This window comes from uncultured Anaerococcus sp., from assembly GCF_937934665.1.
Lineage (GTDB): Bacteria > Bacillota > Clostridia > Tissierellales > Peptoniphilaceae > Anaerococcus.
In genome coordinates this window covers 54,139-72,314 of record NZ_CALGYW010000058.1, presented here as the reverse complement: position 1 = coordinate 72,314, position 18,176 = coordinate 54,139, and the positions used below count along the sequence as shown (strand labels likewise).

Here is an 18,176-nt window from a genome sequence, read left to right as displayed (position 1 = left end):
TTACTTCTAGTTTAACAAATTTATTTACTAGAAATGTCAAAATAGATGACGAATTATATGACGAACTAGAAGAAATATTAATTTCCGCAGATATTGGTATGTCTTCAACAATTGAAATTGTAGATGAATTAAGAGATGAAATTAAGAAAAGATCTATAAAAGAATCAAAGGAAATATATCCAGTCTTAAAAGAGATAATGATAAATAAATTAGATGAAAAAAATTTAGATAACAAAATCAAGGTGGAAGATGGAAAATTAACCGTGATTCTAGTAATAGGCGTAAACGGAGTAGGTAAAACAACAACAATAGGTAAGCTTGCAAATAATTTTAAAAAGGAAGGTAAAAGTGTTATGCTAGCAGCCGCAGATACCTTCAGAGCTGCTGCTATTGATCAATTAAAAGAATGGTCTGATAGGGCAGATGTTGAATTAGTATCACACCAAGAGGGAGCTGACCCATCAGCTGTAATTTTTGATGCAATTAAATCTGCACGTAGCAAAAATATTGATGTTTTGATTTGTGATACAGCTGGTAGACTTCATAACAAAAAGAATTTAATGCAAGAGTTAGATAAAATTAATAGAACTATAGATACTCACGCTGTTAATTCTATTAGAGAAAACCTCTTAGTCTTAGATGCAACAACAGGACAAAACGCAGTAAGTCAATCAAAAGAATTTAAAAATGTGACAGATATTACAGGATTAATCTTAACAAAACTAGATGGTACAGCCAAGGGAGGAGTTATATTCCCACTACAAGTAGAAGTAGAAGTGCCTGTCAAGTATATAGGAGTAGGTGAGGGTATAGATCACCTACAAAAATTCGACTCAAATTCTTTTGTAGAAGCGATGTTTTAATGTTGAAATATAGGTTTTAAGTGGTATACTATACAGGTACTACAACAATCACATTCATGGATGGATAATACGTTGCCAATTATGGTTTGTTATCCAGTAGATATGGGTGGAAGAAAAAACGGAGGTAAATATGGCAGTAGTTTCAATGAAAAAATTATTAGAAGCTGGTGTACACTTTGGACACCAAACAAGAAGATGGAATCCTAAAATGGCAAAATTCATCTTCACAGAAAGAAATGGAATCTATATAGTAGACCTACAAAAAACAGCTTATCAAATCGAAGAAGCTTACAAGGTAATGAGAGATATCGTTGCTGATGGCGGTAGGGTTCTATTTGTAGGTACAAAAAAACAAGCACAAGACTCAATCCAAACTGAAGCTAAGAGATCAGGTCAATACTATGTATCTCACAGATGGTTGGGTGGTATGCTTACTAACTTCAAAACAATTAGAAAAAGTGTAGAGAAACTTCAAAGATACGAAAGAATGGAAGAAGATGGAACTTTTGATCTTCTACCAAAAAAAGAAGTTCTTGAATACCAAAAAGAAATGGATAAACTAGAAAGAAACCTTGGTGGTATTAAAGACATGGAAGAACTACCAGATGTACTATTTGTAGTAGATCCAGGTGAAGAGTCTATAGCTGTTCACGAAGCTAAAATACTTGGTATTCCAGTAATAGCTATAGTTGATACAAACTGTGATCCTGATGAAATTGATGTTCCAATCCCAGGAAACGACGATGCAATCAGAGCAGTAAAACTTATCACATCAATAATGGCTGATGCAGTTATTGAAGCAAACCAAGGTAGTGAATTTGATCCTTCAGAAGAAGATATGGAATTTGATGAAGCTGAAACTGAAGAATCTAATGAGGAAGAGACTAAAGAAGAAAACCTATCTGATGAAGATATAGAAGAAGCTGCAGAAGAAATAAAGACACAAGCGTTTGAAGAAAACGAAGCAGAATAAGTAGAGGAGATTTAGATGGCAATTAGTGCAAAATTAGTTAAAGAATTAAGAGAAAGAACTGCCGCTGGAATGATGGACTGTAAAAAAGCTCTTGAAGAAGCTGGCGGAGACATCGATAAAGCTCAAAAAATCTTAAAAGAAAAGGGGCAAGCAACTCTTGATAAAAAATCAGGTAGAATTGCTGCTGAAGGTGTAATTGGTTCATACATCCACAATGATAAAATAGGTGTAATAGTAGAAATCAATACAGAAACAGACTTCTCTGCAAACACTGATACTGTTAAAAATTTTGCTAGAGACATTGCAATGCACATTGCTGCAAGTAATCCAAAATACATTTCTGAACAAGACGCTGATGAAGCTGATGTAAAAGAACAAAGAGACATCCTTACAAACCAAGCTATTAATGAATCAAACGATAAGATGCCTGAAGATAAGAGAAAAATGATAGCAGAGAAAAAGGTAGAAGGAAGACTTAAAAAATGGTTCTCAGAAGTTTGTCTACTAGACCAAGCATTTATTAAAAATCCTGATGTAACTATTGAACAACTACTTAGAGATACAGCTAATGAAGTTGGAGAAAATATTAAAATCAGAAGATTTGCTAGATTCCAAGTTGGTGAAGGTCTTGAGAAAAAAGAAGAAGATTTCGCATCAGAAGTAGCTGGCCAAATGAACGCATAATAAGTAAGTTAAAAGGTCTTAACAAGTTTATAAACTTGTTAAGACTCTTTTTTTATTCTTATAAACAGTGCATATTATTAGAAATTATTAATCAAGATACTTAGGTTTATTTTATCATAATAACATAATAAGACATTAACAAATTAGTTGACAAATTTATCAAACTAATGTATCATATAATTAGTTAATTTACCACGATAATGTATATAAGGAGTTATTATGAAAAATGAAAAGAAAGTAAGATTACCCAATCTTTTAGAATCATTCGTACCTATCCTAACTATGGTATTTTTAATGATTTATGTTTTTGTTTTTGCTATAGATGGTGAGGAAAATATATATGATGCAGCCCACCTGCCGCTCATTTGTGGAATAATGGCCTCATGTATAATAGGCCTTATTTGTGGCAGAAGTTTTAGGGATATGTTGGACGGAATGATTGAGCGAATAAGTACAACACTAGATGCTATATTAATCCTTTTAACCGTAGGGCTATTGATTTCGTCATTCATGATCTCGGGAACAATACCTGCTCTTATCTATTATGGTCTAGATTTTTTAAGCCCTAAGTTATTTTTGCCTATCGGATGTATTATAACAGCATTAGTAAGTCTAGCGTGTGGATCTTCTTGGACAGCTACAGCAACCATAGGTATAGCATTCATGACAATAGGTCAAGGTCTTGGAATTAGTCCAGCAATTACTGCAGGTATGGTAATTTCAGGAGCATACATAGGAGATAAATTTTCTCCCTTATCAGATACTACTAACCTTGCTGCAGGTGTGGCCAAAACGGGACTTTTTGATCACGTAACTGCTATGATTTCTACAACTGGACCAGTATTTTTAGTATCTCTTATCCTTTATAGTCTGATAGGTCTTAGAGCAGATGTAGTTAATTATGATCCAAATATTGCTGAAGGTATTAAAGAGGCACTGGCTAGTAACTTTAACTTAAACCCTTTAGTTCTTTTGCCAATACTTTTAATAGTATTTATTTGTATACTGAGAATTGAAGGCCTAGCAGGAGTTATGATATCTGTAATAGTAGGGTTAGTATTTTCTATAATTTTTCAAAAACAAAGAAGTCTCGCTGAAATTTTTTCTATTCTACACTATGGACCTGACATAGCAACTGGCAATGATTATGTTGATAAGGCTTTAGCTAAAGGAGGAATGGATAATCAGATGTGGACAGTTAACCTTATTTTGCTAGCTGTTTCATTCGGTGGATCCTTAGAAAAAGCAGGAATCATTGAAAGATTATTTGCACACCTTAAAGAAAGAATTAATACTGTTGGAGGACTTGTTGGATTAACTATGCTTACTTCTATCTTTTGTGACGCAACCATGTGTGATCAATTTCTAGGAATAGGTGTTCCAGCACCCTTATACGAAGATAAGTATGATGAACTTGGTTTATCAAGGAATATGCTTTCAAGAACACTCGAAGACGCAGGTACCTTATGGGCAGTTATGTTTCCTTGGACAGCATGTGGCGCTTATCAAATGAAGACATTAGGTGTAAGCCCAATAAACTTCTTCCCATTTGCATTTGTAAACTTACTAAATCCTATTTTTGCACTAGTTACTGCTTGTTTAAAAAGAAATATATTTTGGGCTGATGGGTCTTATACAAGTCTCCTTGGTAAGACAAAAATGAAAAAAATAGCTAAAGCCCCAGAAGAAGTTAGGGAGTTTGCTACTAAACAGTTAATAAAACTAAGAGCGGAAGGAAAAGTACCTAAAATAAATTAAAATTATCCATAATCTATATATAAAAGAATATTTACTAGGGGCTGTTGCAAATTGTGAATAATTATCGTCTCACCATAACGAGGTTCTCTCTCAAAGTTTGCCTCTTTGGGCCGGCAGGCTACTTAGCCTACCTGCTCGAGGCGGTGAAACTTAATGAGAAAAAAGCCTGTGGGCTCATTGATTCCTCTGATGATATTGGGAGGATTTATTTATTCTGCAACAGTCCCTTAAGCTGTATTTTAAAAGATATAAATTTATAGTATAGTTATTGTGTAGGAAATAAAAGACTAATCACAAATTAATGTATAAAAAAAGGAGTATATTAAATGAAAAATAATCCAACTGAATTAATAGGAAAAACTCCACTTTTAAAGCTAAACTCACTAAAAAAAGAGGGTAGAGCAGATATTTATGTAAAAGTAGAAAAAAATAATCTTGCTGGTTCAATTAAAGATAGGATTGCTCTATATATGATAGAAGAAGCTGAAAAGTCTGGAAAATTAAAAAAAGGTGGAACTATAGTAGAGCCTACTAGTGGAAATACTGGAGTTGCTTTAGCAGCCCTTGCAGCAGCCAAGGGATATAACCTAATCCTAACTATGCCAGCATCTATGAGTATAGAAAGAGCTAAGCTTGCCATGGCTTATGGAGCTAAGGTTATAAGAACAACAGAAGGAGCTTTACAAGGTGCGGTTGATAAGGCTAAGGAACTTGCAGAAGAAAATGGCTATTTCTTACCAGACCAATTTTCAAACCCAGCTAATATTAAAGCTCACTATGAAACAACAGGTCCAGAAATTTTAGCTGAAATAACACCAGATGCCTTTATCGCAGGAGTAGGTACTGGAGGAACAGTAACTGGAACTGGTAGAAAATTAAAAGAAGAAAATCCAAATACTAAAGTTTATGCAATAGAACCTGCAGAAAGTCCACTACTATCAGGAGGAAAGGCTGCTGGTCATAAAATCCAAGGCATTGGCGGTAACTTTATACCAAAAAACCTAGATTTTGATATAGTAGACGGCATTTTAGATGTTAAGAGTGATGATGCAATAGAAATGTCAAGAAGGCTTGCAAAAGATGAAGCACTTTCAGTAGGTATTTCATCTGGTGCAAATGTAGTAGGTGCTATAGAAATCGCAGATAAATTAGGAGAAGGAAAAGTTGTAGTAACTGTTTTACCAGATACTGGTGAAAGATACCTATCAACTGAATTATACGAAAATGCTAAGTTATAATCAATATAAAGATGAACTAATTAAAAACGCCCTTAATAATGATCCAGCTCTTAAGAGTGAAGAGGAGGCAATCCTCTTCTCTGCTGGTATTAAGGCCTTACTATCTCACTACATTGCCCACAATCTTTACCTAGAAGGTAAACTCTACGAAGCACAAAAAATAGCATTTAAATCAAGGATAGAAACAGGTATTGAGATCCATCCTGGAGCTAAAATTGGCCGTAGATGCTACATAGACCATGGAATGGGAGTTGTAATTGGAGAAACAGCAGAAATAGGCGATGATGTATTAATGTACCACTCTGTAACTTTAGGTGCAGTCACAAATAAGAAAGTTAAAAGACACCCAACAGTTGGAAATAATGTAATGATCGGTGCAGGTGCTGTTTTGCTTGGAAATATAACTATAGGTGATGATTGTAAAATAGGGGCTAATTCTGTTGTTCTAACAGATATTCCTGAAAATTCAACAGCAGTTGGTGCACCAGCTAAAATAATACCACATAAAAAGTAGATTTATTCTACTTTTTTTATTATCCAAATTTATGAAAACTATTTCGTATAATTATAATTAAACGGTATAATAAATAGTGGAATATAAAATTCCATATTATTGGAGGTGATATGATGTTAAATAATATGAATCCAATTGTTGTTCTCATCATAGTTGTCGCCTTCGTATTGTTAGCTTTTTATTTTGGCTATCTTTATCGTAAGAAAATTGGTGAATCTGTAATAGGCGGTGCTGAAAACCTAAGTAGGCAAATTATAGATGATGCTAATAAACAAGCGGAAGCATTAAGAAGAGAAACTCTAATTGATGCTAAAGATGAGATTTCAAGATTGAAATCTGAAAATGAGGAAATGCTAAATCAAGCAAGAAATGATCTAAATAAAAGAGAAGCTCGCTTGATTAAGAAAGAAGAAAGTTTAGACAATCGATCTTTATTGATTGACAAAAAATCTGATCAAATCTCTAGTGATCAGAATAAGTTAAAACAAAAAGAAGAGAAAATTGACAAGTTAATAGAACAACAAGAGTTGGAATTACAAAATATCGCTGGACTAACCAACAATGAAGCTAAAGAAATAATTTTAGCTCGAGTAAAATCAGAAACTATTCACGAATCAGCTAGAATGATTAAAGAAGCCGAGGAAAGAGTAAAAGCAAAAAGTAAAAAAATGGCTACAGAAGTTCTCGCAACAACAATCCAAAGATTTGCGCCAGAATTAGTAGCAGAAAATACTGTTTCTGTTATATCTCTACCTAACGATGAAATGAAGGGTCGTATTATTGGTCGTGAAGGCCGTAATATTAGAGCTTTCGAACAGGCATCAGGTGTAGACCTTATAATTGACGATACTCCTGAAGCGGTAGTTATTTCATGCTTCGAACCATTTAGACGTGAAATTGCGAAAGTTGCCTTAGAAAAATTGATTCAAGACGGAAGGATAAATCCTTCAAGAATAGAAGAAATGCTTCAAAAGGCAAGCGATGAAGTAGAAGCAAGAATAATAGAAGATGGTGAAGCAGCTGCTGAAACCGTTGGAATTATTAACCTACATCCTCAATTGATTAGATTAATTGGAAAGATGAAGTTTAGAACATCTTATGGGCAAAACATCTTAAAACACTCTATAGAAGTTGCCTTGCTTGCGGGAATGCTTGCAGATGAAATCGGAGCTGATAGTCAACTTGCAAAACGTGGTGGCTTACTACATGATCTTGGAAAGGCAATAGACCAAGAACAAGAAGGAACTCATATAGCCCTAGGTGTAGAAGCGGCTAGTAAGTATGGTGAAAATAAATATGTAATAAATGCTATTGAATCACACCATGGTGATGTAGAGCCAAACTGTGTAGAATCTATTTTGGTTCAGACTGCAGATGCTATTAGTGCTGCTAGACCAGGAGCTAGACGTGAAAGTTTGGAAAACTATATTAAGAGACTAGAAAACTTAGAGAGAATCGCTAATTCTTTTGAAGGTGTCGAGAAATCTTTTGCCCTACAAGCTGGTAGAGAATTGAGAATATTAGTGAAACCTGAAAAAATTTCAGACGATGAGATGGTTGTAATTGCTAGAGAGATTGCAAAGAAAATCGAAAATGAATTGGAATACCCAGGTGAAATTAAAGTTAATTTATTAAGAGAGTCCAAAGCGATAGATTACGCAAAATAAGGAATTAATCAAACTGCCATGCGAATGGCAGTTTTTTAATATAAATATAGGTAGGTGTATTAGTATTAGTTGACTTATAAAAACGCTTAAAACGCAAAATAGAGCTTTGGTTTTATAGGGTTTTGAATAATATAGTGGACTTAAAACTCAAAATCAATAAATAGATATTTAGGTAAAGACTTTAGTAATATAAAAACGAGTATTTTTATTTTTAATTTTTAAAATAGAATATGCCTATAAAACAAAGGATGAAAAAGAAAGCTGTAAAGATGATATGGTGTTATAAGAGATTAGCTCTTATAATTAATTGTTTAAAGTTTATATATGCCAAATTGATAAAAGAGGAGGCATTGCTGGAAGTAAATTATTGCACAAAATAGTAATTTTGTGCAATAATTTGTAAATTTGATAAAAATAGGTATAATTCTAATATAGTTAAAAATATTTTCTATTTTAAGGGTTGTTTAACCTTTTACATGATCTAATATTTTGTTTACGGAGAATTTTATGGAAAAATTTATAAGACCCCTTATACTAACCGATTATCTAAACTACTTAAAATCAATTAAAGGCCTATCAGAATCTACAATTAAAGAATATGCTTATGACTTAGAGATGTTTATCGAATATCAAATTGTAAGAAAGTTATTTAATGATAACAAAGATGATTATAAGGCAAATTTTGATTTTAAAAATATAAATGATTATATTGATAGTAATTTTTTTGAAAAACTTTCTATTCAGGATTTTTACGCATTTTTATCGTTCCTTGATAATAGAAAAAATGATACAGCTGCTACTAGGTCGAGAAAGATTTCCGCTTTAAAATCTTTCTATAAGTATATGTATAGCGAAATCGAAGTAATTGACACTAATATAGCGGATAAACTAACAAACCCTAAAATAAGCCAAAGACAGCCAGTTTATCTCACCTTGAGTGAAACAGAAAAGCTTCTTGAAACTATTAATCAAGAAAAAAACGTCTTTTTAAGGTCTAGAGATATTGCTATAGTCTTTACCTTCCTTACCACAGGTATGAGACTATCCGAATTAATATCAATAGATCTTTCTGATGTGAATACAGATAGTTTCAATATTATTGGTAAGGGTAACAAGGAAAGAACTGTTTACCTAACTCAAAATTGTCAAAATCTTATCAATAATTATATAGTTATAAGGTCAGAATATTTAAGGGACGCAAGCGTAGATGCGCTTTTTATTTCTACAAGAAAAAAAAGAATCTCAAAAAGAGCTGTTCAATCTACTATTGACAAATATTTGGCTAAGGCGGGGTTCGATACTAAAATCTACTCTACCCACAAATTAAGGCATACTGCTGCAACACTAATGTATAAGTATGGTGATGTTGATATAAGAGCTCTAAAAGATATTTTAGGGCACGCTTCAGTATCTACTACCCAAATTTACACCCACTTAGATGATGAAGATCTTAAAAATGCAGTTAATAAAAATCCTTTATCTGGATTAGAATTTTAAATAAAAAATCTTTCTAATTTTAAAATTAGAAAGATTTTTTATATTTATATGAAATTATTTTTGGCAAACCTATTTAAAACAATTTTTAAAGCGAGTTTACCATGGTAGTAGTTAAGCCCACCTTGTAAATAAGCCATATAAGGCTCTCTTAAAGGACCATCTGCGGATAGCTCCGAAGTAGCACCTTCCACAAAACCTCCTGCAGCCATTATAACTGGATCTTCATAGCCTGGCATAGGATAAGCTTCAGGTACAAATGTTGAATCAACGGTGCAAGCTTCTTGAATTGCCTTACAAAAAGTTTTTAATTTTTCTGGGTCGTTTAATTTAATAGCTAGAATGACATCAGACCTAGGATCGTCTAATTTAGGTGTTACCTCATATCCAAGTTTATTAAAGACACTTGCAAATAACAAAGCAACCTTCAAGGCTTCTTTTACCACATGAGGAGCAAAGTATAAGCCTTCAACAACTAGTCTATTGGTACCAAAACTTAGTCCCTCATCCTTACCAATACCAGGTGCAGTTAAAGTATTAGAACAATACTCTATTAAATCTTCTCTACCGCTTATATAACCTCCTGTAATAGCTAATCCTCCACCAAGGTTTTTGATTAATGACCCTGCTACTATATCAGCACCTACCTCAATTGGTTCTTTATCTTCTGTAAATTCCCCATAACAGTTATCTATAAATATAATAACATCTTTAGAAATTTTCCTTATTTCCCTAATAGCTTCCTCTATTTCATCTATAGTAAAAGCTCTTCTTTCAGTATAACCAGTTGATTTTTGGATCAATACTACCTTTGTGTTTTGATCGACCTTATCTTTTATTTTTTCATATTGTATTTTATTATTCTCATCAAGATCTAGTTTGTCATACACAACGCCTTTTTCTATAAGGGTTCCCTTTTTATCCCCAGCTATTCCTATTACTTGTTGCATAGTATCGTATGGATCATCTGTTATTGAAACAAGTTTATCCCCATAATTTAAAAGAGAAAATAATACTATTGATAAAGCATGGGTACCTGATACTATAGATGGCCTAACTAGACTATCTTCAGCCTTAAAAATGGATGAAAAAATAGCTTCTACCTTATCTCTACCAGTATCTGCGTAGCCATAGCCTGTTGCAGTAAAGAAGTCAGAAGATTGTAGAGAGTTTTCATTAAAAGCCTTCATTACCTTCATTTGATTATATTCAGCTACCTCTTCATATCTTCTAAATAAGTTTTCAAGCTCTTTTTCTGATTCCTTAATTAAGTTATCATACCTACCGTCTATTTCATAATTACTATAAACATCGTTAAAATTCATACATATCCTTTATTAAATCTTCTATTACCATACTTGCATCGTCTTTACTTAAATTATCCATCATGATTTCTCTGGTAAATGAATAATTAAGATATCTTTTCATCCAAGTAACCTGTCTTTTTGCATATCTTCTTGTATTTCTCTGAATTAAGTTAATCATTTCATCTAAACTTATTTCGCCTTTTATATAAGGAAATATTTCTTTGTAGCCAATAGCGGCCATAGATTGAGAGTCTTCATTAAGATTATATTTATCAACCAAATATTTAAACTCATCTATAAGCCCTAGATTAATCATGTCGTTTACCCTATCGTTTATCCTATCATATAGAATTTGTCTATCATTGTAATTTAAGAAAAATAACATCGGCTCTATATTTTTCTTTAATTTCCTCTCACCTGTTCTTTTATCAGATGGCTTTTCACCAGTTATCTCATATATTTCTAGAGCTCTGATTATTCTATTTACTTCATTTGGATGATATTTTTTAGCCGTATCAGGATCTATTCCCTTAAGTTTCTTATATAGGTACTCCTTACCGTGGGTATTAGCTTGATTTTGGAGATTTTCTCTTATTTTATTATCTTTTTTTACTTGGCCATAGTTCATATCAAATAATAATGAATCAATATAAAAACCAGTTCCCCCAGTTACTATAGGCATAATTTGCCTTGGATTCAATATTGATATTATTTCCTCAGAATCTTTTTTAAAATCATCAACAGAAAATTCCTCGTTTGGATTAACCATATTTAATAGGTGATGGTTGACCACATTTGGGTCTATAACTTTATTGGTTCCTATATCCATCTCTCTATAAACCTGTTGGCTATCAGCGGATATTACTTGACCGTTAATTTTTTTGGCTATATTTATTGCTATATCGCTCTTGCCGCTTGCTGTGGGGCCGGTTATTATTATCATTTTATTTTTCAAAATACTTCTCCAAATCTTTATCTTTTATTGAAATAATAGTATCTTTACCATCATAAGTTTTATAAGGGTTATCCTCACTTAATAACCTGCTATACAGTAAAATAGCTTCGTCTTTGTTGATTACATGCCCCTTCTTAAATGATATATTATTGACTAATTTTTTTAATTTATTTATAAGTAGGTCATCGTTAAAATTATTCTCTAGATCCAGTATATCATAGAAAAATTTATCGTCTTCAGGTAATTCAAATATCATAGGAATTTCCCTAATAAGTAGTGAATTTTCAGAAATCATTTCAACATCGAATCCTAATCTATTAAAAAGGTCTTTTTTACTTTCGAACCTTTCTATATCGATTTTACTTAGATTTATTTTTATAGGATTTAAAATAAGTTGACTTGCAACCTCCTTATTTTTAAATTCCTCAATAAATTTAGTCATTTTCAACTTTTCTTCAGCTCTTCTATGGTCTAAGATATAGACTTTATCTTTATCTTCAAAAATAGAATATCTTCTAAAAATAGAGGTTTTGTATGCCGGTATTTCTATGTCCTTAATGTATGATTCTTCCTTGACATCAGTACCTGCTTGTTTTTCTTCTAAAAAGGATAAGTCTAAAGGCTCGACATCATTAAAAAACTCATTATTTTCTAAATTTGCTTCGTACTCATTTTTATCTTCTTTGACTACCATTTGTGATGGAGAATACTTGTCTAAAATAGCTTTATAATCAGTAAAATCTATTACTTCTTCTTTTTTATTTTCTTTAATGCTTATAGAATTTATTTCTTGTTTAATTTTAAGTTCTGATCTAATTACATCAGCAATTAAGTCTAGTAGTTCATCTTCATAAGAGTATTTAACTTGTTTTTTATTAGGATGAATATTTACATCAATATTTTTTGGATCAGTATAAATAAAGATAAAAAACACAGGAAATCTACTCTGAGGTATAAGACCTTGGTATTGGTATTCTATAACCTTTGTGATCTCTTCATCTTCAATAAGTCTATTATTAACAAAGATATACTGCATGGATCTATTACCTCTATAGTAACTCGGAAGACCTATTTCTCCTTCTACTTTATAGGATTTATTTTTATTTTCTATATATATAAGATTTTCTTCAAGTAAGCTATCAAGAAGGTCGGATATATTGAATTTCCTTTCCAAATTAGGATTTGATTGGAACTGAACCCTATCATCTTTTATATATTTGAAAGACACTCCCTTGTAACCAATTGCAAAGGCATACATCAGTTTACTTATTTTATTTGTTTCAGCCATATCAGACTTTAAAAATTTTCTCCTGGCAGGCATATTATAAAATAAATCTTCAACTACAATGCTTGTCCCTTTATTAGTGGCAATTGAACTTTTCTTTATTTCTCGTCCTTTTAGGTCAAGTTTTGTTCCAACACTTGCGTCTTTTGTTTTTGAAATAGCTGTCACTTTACTTACGGAGGCTATACTGGGAAGAGCCTCTCCTCTAAATCCTAGAGATGCTATTGTATAAAGATCATCAAATTTTTCTATTTTACTTGTGGCATGCTTTTCGAAGGCAAGGTCTATATCATCTTCATTCATACCTTCTCCATCATCAGTAACTCTTATAAATGACTTACCACCATTTCTTATTTCAACAGTTATATTTTTACTACCTGCATCAACAGAATTTTCTACTAGCTCTTTAACAATAGATAAAGGTGACTCTATAACTTCACCAGCTGCAATTTTTTCTACTGTATCCTTATCTAATTTTACAATAGACATTATATCTCCCCTATTTTTTCTATTAGAATATTAAGTTTATTCAAAGCTTCTAATGGTGTTAACTCGTTGATATTTAGTTTTTTTGATAAATCTTTTAAATCCTCTATCTTTTTATCCTTAATGTCATCTAGGGAATTTTTGATCTCTTCGCTCTTATTTATTTCAAAAAAATCTTCATTTGATAGTTTATCCATGATATTTTTTGCATTATCTAGGATTTCATCTGGTAGACCACTTAACTTGGCAACCTCTATACCATAAGATCTATCTGATTTTCCTTCTTTGATTTTTCTTAAAAATACTAAGTTATTATCTTCCTCTAGTATTTCTATTTTAAGATTTTTCACGTTAGATAATTCGTTTTCAAGTATTGTTAGCTCATGGAAGTGGGTGGCAAAAACCGTTTTAACTTTTTTATGTTTTGAAAGATATTCAACAAGGGCCATAGCTATACTTAGGCCGTCATCAGAACTTGTACCCCTACCTACCTCATCTAAGATCACAAAGGATTTATCTGTAGAATTTTTAATAATATTAGATACCTCATTCATCTCGAGCATAAAGGTAGACTCACCTTTTGAAATATTATCGCTCGCCCCAATCCTAGTGAAAATTTTATCGCAAATACCTATTTTAGCACTAGTAGCTGGTACAAAGGACCCAATTTGAGCCATAATTATTATAAGAGCCATTTGCCTCATATAAGTGGACTTACCAGCCATATTTGGACCTGTTATTATTTGAATAAGGTTATTATCTTCACCTATATTGGTATCATTGGCTATAAATTCATTTTCATTAAGATTTAACTCTATTACTGGATGTCTTCCATCTTTTATATAAATCTCATTAGAATCAGTTATTTCAGGTCGACAGTAAGAATAGGCATGGGCTATCTTAGCTAAGGAATTTAAACTATCAATGTTAGCTATCATTTTAGAAAGATTTTGTAGCTTTATTGTTGAATCTAGGATTTTTTCGATAACTTTAGTAAAAATATTATATTCAAGTTCATTAATATTTTCTTTACCATTTAAAATCATAGATGATATTTTTTCGAGATCTTCTGTCGTATATCTTTCTTGATTTTTCAAGGTTTGCTTTCTAATATAAGATGGATCTACCTTGTCAGTATTAGCCTTTGTAACCTCAATTGAGTAACCATTATTTTTATTATATATGACTTTAAGATTTTTAATTCCGGTTATTTCTCTTTGCTTTTTTTCATAGTCTAAAAGCTCATTTTCTGCATTATTAGCCATTTCTTTTAGATTATCTAGCTCTTTATTAAATCCAGATTTTATTATTCCTCCTTCAGTTATAGTTATAGGAGGCTCATCAACTATCGATTTATCTATTAGCTCATAAACATCTTCTATATCGGGTAGATTTATTCCCAGATTTCTTATCAACTCATTTGACGATCCTATTAGTATTTCTTTTAAAGCTGGTATATCTTTTAAAGAATTTTTTAGTGTTATTAAATCTCTGGCATTGGATCTTTTATAAGAAATTTTCGCAAGAATCCTCTCAAGATCGTATACGTTATCTAGTAGGTTAGAAACGTTTCTTGAAAGAATACCATCCTTATAAAAACCATCTACAAGGTCTAACCTTCTATTTATTTTTTCCTTATCAATAAGAGGTCTTTCTAGCCAATCATGTATCATTCTAGAACCCATAACTGTATCAGCTTTGTCTAGGATACTAATTAGAGTATTTTCTTTTTTATTTGTTGATAAATTTCTTGTAAGCTCTAAGTTCTTCCTTGTATTAGCCTCAATTTCCATATAATCATTTATTTTAATTATCTCAAGTTTGTTTATATGGTCAAGTTTATTTTCATAGTATTTATAAATATAATCTAAAAGATTGGCCAAGGCTATAATTATAAGTCTTTTATCCTTTATTTTTTGTAAATTATCCTTTCCAAGATAAGTATTTACAGTTTTAACCCTATTATCATAGTCAGTAGTAAAATCAATATAGTTTATAAATATTTGATTGTTAAGATTCAGATATTTTTTTATATCTTCATTTTTAAAATTACTTGATAAAACTATTTCAGAGGGATTTATCTTTTCTATTTGATCAATTGATTTTTTCCCTATATTTTCACTCAAGGTTTTTATTTCAAGACCTACAAGCTTACCTGTGGAAATATCACAATAGGCCATAGCAAGTCCATAGTCGTTTTCAAAAATTGATAAGAGATAATTATTTTCCTTATTTTCAAGACTTTCAATATCCGTAAGGGTACCAGGAGTAATTACTCTGGTAATGGCTCTTTTTACAAGACCCTTTGCCTCTTTTGGATCTTCTATCTGGTCACATAAGGCTACTTTATAACCCTTTTTTACAAGCCTATTCACATAAGTATCTATAACATGGTGTGGGACGCCACACATAGGCGCCCTATCGACATGGCCACACTCCTTACCTGTTAAGGTAAGAGATAAAACTTTGGCTGTTATAATTGCATCATCAAAAAATGTTTCATAAAAATCACCAACTCTATATAGTAAAAGTGCATCTTTAAAGTCATTTTTGACATCTACATAATGCTTTAACATTGGTGTTAATTTTTCGTATTTAAATTTACTAGTCATTATTTACCTAATTTCTATTTTAATAAAATAAACTGTTACAATTAATGCAACAGCTTTTTTATTGAATATTAAGAGTTTTTACATTTGTAATCCAGCTATTAGCACTCTTGGTAGTTGTATCTATTATAGCAAGCGTACCATAAGAAGGATTATACTCTGATACTGGTTCTCCATCTATTTTATAAACCAAGTAGACTCTATCAACTTCTAGGGCGATTGACATTGGAAATCTACTTGAGTTGCCATCTGTATCTTCAATAGATATTATTGGTCTCTCTCTTAAATTATAATCAAGATTTCCTACTAGTTTTTCAAGTGATACGCCCTCAATTTTTACTTTTTCTAGACCATTATTTACATACACGTCTTTCTTACTAGCAAGTTTTGTAAGTTCCTTTATGGAAAAAGATTTTATTTCATCACCATTTCCCTTAATTATGACTATATCATTATCATACTTAGCCATCTTGGAATTATCTATTTTTGATTTTGCAAAGATACCTAAGAATAATATTAAAACAAGTCCTATAACTAAAAGATATAGGTTATACTTATTTTTCCTCAAAAATTTATTCATAGTCTTACTTACCAGTTGAACCGAATCCGCCCTTACCTCTTTCACTTTCAGCAAGGTCATCCACTTTTTTAATTTCACATTTTAGATATGGTGTTATTACTAGTTGGGCAAGTCTATCACCATTTTCTATAACTTGGTCTTCTTCACCATAATTATAGAAAAATATCATTAACTCACCCCTATAGTCAGAGTCAATTATACCTACGGAGTTTGCAAGCATAAGGTGTTTTTTTACTCCTGTTGAAGATCTTGGATAAACTGCACCAAAATATCCTTCAGGAATCTCTACATAAATACCTGTATGAATCTTTTGGGTCTCCTTAGGTTTTATAATAATTTTATCATCACTTTTACAATATAAATCTATACCAGCAGAATGCTCCGTTGCATAAGCTGGAATTTTTCCGTCTGTTTTTATCTTTAAAATATTCTTTTTCATTTACTCACCTTCTTAAATTAATATACCAATTTTAGCCACATATTACAATTGCAAGTATAATATATGTAAAGGAGTGTTTATGGAAAATTTAACAAAACGTTTTTTAAAGTATATTTCATTTGATACTAAAAGTAATCCAGAAAAGGGTGAAGTACAAAAACCATCGACTGAAGGACAGTTAGTGCTTGCTAAAGAACTTAAAAAGGAATTATTAGACTTAGGTATAAAAGCCGAAATTAACTATGAAGGATTTGTATTTGCAAAAATCCCAGCTAATACTAGTAAAAGCCTACCTAAAATCGGTTTTATTTCTCATATGGACACATCTCCAGAGATGTATGGTAAAATCGATAATCCCCTGATAATAAATTATAAAGGTGGAGATATCAAACTAAGCGAGGAAAAATCCATAAAAGTAGAAGATTTTCCTTATTTAGATAAGCTTAAAGGAACTACATTAATTACTACTAGAGGTGAGTCTCTCCTTGGTGCAGATGATAAAGCTGGAATTGCTGCTATAATGAATGCTTGTGAGTATATAGTAAATAATGATGATTTTAAGCATGGAGATATTAGTATTGCCTTTACTCCAGATGAAGAAATTGGAACTGGATGTGACAGTTTTGATGTAGAAAAATTTGATGCTGATTTTGCTTATACTATAGATGGTGGTATTCTTGGAGAACTTGAATATGAATCATTTAATGCAGCTGATGCTAAAGTTACAATCCACGGTAAATCAATCCACCCAGGATCAGCTAAAAACACAATGATTAACTCTATAACAGTTGCAAATGAATTTGATAGACTGTTGGGCTATGTAAGACGTCCTGAACATACAGAAGGCTATGAGGGATTTTTTCATCTTATAAATATAAGCGGTGATATTGAAACTACAAAAATGGATTATATCATTCGTGACCATGATAGAGAAGTTTTTGAACAAATGAAAGAAGAAATTAAAGAAAATGCTGCTTTCTTAAATAAAAAATATGGTAATATCGTAGATATAAAAATTTCTGATAGCTACTACAATATGGGTGATATCATAAAAGATCACATGGATATAGTAAACAATGCAAAAAAGGCTATGGAAAACCTAGGAATAAAACCTCTTATAAGCCCTATTAGAGGCGGAACAGATGGTTCCAAATTATCATTTATGGGATTACCTTGTCCAAATATATTCACTGGTGGAATGAATTTTCATGGTATATATGAACTAATCCCAATAGAGCATATGAAAAAAGCAAGCGAGGTAATTATAGAAATAATAAGGTTAGTAGAAGAAGCCAACTAAGAAAAGGATTGTAAATTTTCTAAA

At 31.6% G+C, this 18,176-nt stretch carries 15 protein-coding genes; 9 read left to right on the top strand and 6 right to left on the bottom strand.

The features are described from left to right. The 8 genes from ftsY to Q0410_RS02965 form a co-directional block, all read left to right on the top strand. A partial coding sequence (gene ftsY / locus Q0410_RS03000; protein ID WP_299032700.1) for a signal recognition particle-docking protein FtsY occupies window positions 1–863 on the top strand: 863 nt, incomplete at its 5' end. 130 nt (window positions 864–993) lie between these two features. Then, the gene (gene rpsB / locus Q0410_RS02995) at window positions 994–1,836 is read left to right on the top strand and encodes a 30S ribosomal protein S2 (RefSeq protein ID WP_299032698.1); all 843 of its coding nucleotides are present in this window, start codon (window positions 994–996) and stop codon (window positions 1,834–1,836) included. Window positions 1,837–1,851: 15 nt separating this feature from the next. Further along, entirely contained in the window at window positions 1,852–2,520 is a 669-nt protein-coding gene (gene tsf, locus Q0410_RS02990; protein WP_299032696.1) for a translation elongation factor Ts, read from the top strand. Between the two features lie 219 nt (window positions 2,521–2,739). Beyond that, window positions 2,740–4,278 (top strand): Na+/H+ antiporter NhaC, encoded by a 1,539-nt coding sequence (gene nhaC / locus Q0410_RS02985; RefSeq protein ID WP_299032694.1) that lies wholly within the window; start codon window positions 2,740–2,742, stop codon window positions 4,276–4,278. Between the two features lie 326 nt (window positions 4,279–4,604). Continuing rightward, window positions 4,605–5,516 (top strand): cysteine synthase A, encoded by a 912-nt coding sequence (cysK, locus tag Q0410_RS02980; RefSeq protein ID WP_299032692.1) that lies wholly within the window; start codon window positions 4,605–4,607, stop codon window positions 5,514–5,516. After that, complete coding sequence (epsC, locus tag Q0410_RS02975; RefSeq protein WP_299032690.1) at window positions 5,503–6,030, top strand: serine O-acetyltransferase EpsC; 528 nt, start codon at window positions 5,503–5,505, stop codon at window positions 6,028–6,030. Before cysK ends, epsC begins: the two co-directional genes overlap by 14 nt. 125 nt (window positions 6,031–6,155) lie before the next feature. Further along, window positions 6,156–7,697, top strand: a complete 1,542-nt coding sequence (rny, locus tag Q0410_RS02970) for a ribonuclease Y (RefSeq protein ID WP_299032705.1) — start codon at window positions 6,156–6,158, stop codon at window positions 7,695–7,697. Window positions 7,698–8,204: 507 nt separating this feature from the next. Next, the gene (locus tag Q0410_RS02965) at window positions 8,205–9,194 is read left to right on the top strand and encodes a tyrosine recombinase XerC (protein ID WP_299032688.1); all 990 of its coding nucleotides are present in this window, start codon (window positions 8,205–8,207) and stop codon (window positions 9,192–9,194) included. 44 nt (window positions 9,195–9,238) lie between these two features. On the opposite strand, the gene Q0410_RS02960 is transcribed toward Q0410_RS02965, so the two are convergent. The 6 genes from Q0410_RS02960 to dut are packed head-to-tail and all read right to left on the bottom strand — an operon-like array spanning window position 9,239 to window position 16,852. Then, window positions 9,239–10,516 (bottom strand): methionine gamma-lyase family protein, encoded by a 1,278-nt coding sequence (locus Q0410_RS02960; RefSeq protein WP_299032686.1) that lies wholly within the window; start codon window positions 10,514–10,516, stop codon window positions 9,239–9,241. Beyond that, the gene (gene miaA, locus Q0410_RS02955; protein WP_299032684.1) at window positions 10,506–11,453 is read right to left on the bottom strand and encodes a tRNA (adenosine(37)-N6)-dimethylallyltransferase MiaA; all 948 of its coding nucleotides are present in this window, start codon (window positions 11,451–11,453) and stop codon (window positions 10,506–10,508) included. Before miaA ends, Q0410_RS02960 begins: the two co-directional genes overlap by 11 nt. Continuing rightward, window positions 11,443–13,227: a DNA mismatch repair endonuclease MutL gene (gene mutL, locus Q0410_RS02950; protein WP_299032682.1), complete on the bottom strand. Its 1,785-nt coding sequence runs from the start codon at window positions 13,225–13,227 to the stop codon at window positions 11,443–11,445. The genes miaA and mutL overlap by 11 nt, the downstream gene beginning before the upstream one ends. Beyond that, entirely contained in the window at window positions 13,227–15,836 is a 2,610-nt protein-coding gene (mutS, locus tag Q0410_RS02945) for a DNA mismatch repair protein MutS (protein ID WP_299032680.1), read from the bottom strand. Before mutS ends, mutL begins: the two co-directional genes overlap by 1 nt. A gap of 58 nt (window positions 15,837–15,894) precedes the next feature. Beyond that, the gene (locus Q0410_RS02940) at window positions 15,895–16,413 is read right to left on the bottom strand and encodes a hypothetical protein (RefSeq protein ID WP_299032678.1); all 519 of its coding nucleotides are present in this window, start codon (window positions 16,411–16,413) and stop codon (window positions 15,895–15,897) included. Between the two features lie 4 nt (window positions 16,414–16,417). After that, window positions 16,418–16,852, bottom strand: a complete 435-nt coding sequence (dut, locus tag Q0410_RS02935) for a dUTP diphosphatase (RefSeq protein WP_299032677.1) — start codon at window positions 16,850–16,852, stop codon at window positions 16,418–16,420. 79 nt (window positions 16,853–16,931) lie between these two features. Here dut and pepT point away from each other — a divergent pair, with 79 nt between their 5' ends. Further along, window positions 16,932–18,152 (top strand): peptidase T, encoded by a 1,221-nt coding sequence (gene pepT / locus Q0410_RS02930; RefSeq protein ID WP_299032676.1) that lies wholly within the window; start codon window positions 16,932–16,934, stop codon window positions 18,150–18,152. Window positions 18,153–18,176 lie beyond the last annotated feature (24 nt).

Excerpts from the sequence above, each read along its gene's own strand:
- rny (WP_299032705.1), top strand. The coding sequence starts at position 6,156 with ATGAATCCAATTGTTGTTCTCATCATAGTTGTCGCCTTCGTATTGTTA.
- Q0410_RS02965 (WP_299032688.1), top strand. The coding sequence starts at position 8,205 with ATGGAAAAATTTATAAGACCCCTTATACTAACCGATTATCTAAACTAC.
- nhaC (WP_299032694.1), top strand. The coding sequence starts at position 2,740 with ATGAAAAATGAAAAGAAAGTAAGATTACCCAATCTTTTAGAATCATTC.
- tsf (WP_299032696.1), top strand. The coding sequence starts at position 1,852 with ATGGCAATTAGTGCAAAATTAGTTAAAGAATTAAGAGAAAGAACTGCC.
- mutL (WP_299032682.1), bottom strand. The coding sequence starts at position 13,227 with ATGTCTATTGTAAAATTAGATAAGGATACAGTAGAAAAAATTGCAGCT.
- epsC (WP_299032690.1), top strand. The coding sequence starts at position 5,503 with ATGCTAAGTTATAATCAATATAAAGATGAACTAATTAAAAACGCCCTT.
- rpsB (WP_299032698.1), top strand. The coding sequence starts at position 994 with ATGGCAGTAGTTTCAATGAAAAAATTATTAGAAGCTGGTGTACACTTT.
- Q0410_RS02940 (WP_299032678.1), bottom strand. The coding sequence starts at position 16,413 with ATGAATAAATTTTTGAGGAAAAATAAGTATAACCTATATCTTTTAGTT.
- pepT (WP_299032676.1), top strand. The coding sequence starts at position 16,932 with ATGGAAAATTTAACAAAACGTTTTTTAAAGTATATTTCATTTGATACT.
- cysK (WP_299032692.1), top strand. The coding sequence starts at position 4,605 with ATGAAAAATAATCCAACTGAATTAATAGGAAAAACTCCACTTTTAAAG.
- Q0410_RS02960 (WP_299032686.1), bottom strand. The coding sequence starts at position 10,516 with ATGAATTTTAACGATGTTTATAGTAATTATGAAATAGACGGTAGGTAT.
- mutS (WP_299032680.1), bottom strand. The coding sequence starts at position 15,836 with ATGACTAGTAAATTTAAATACGAAAAATTAACACCAATGTTAAAGCAT.
- dut (WP_299032677.1), bottom strand. The coding sequence starts at position 16,852 with ATGAAAAAGAATATTTTAAAGATAAAAACAGACGGAAAAATTCCAGCT.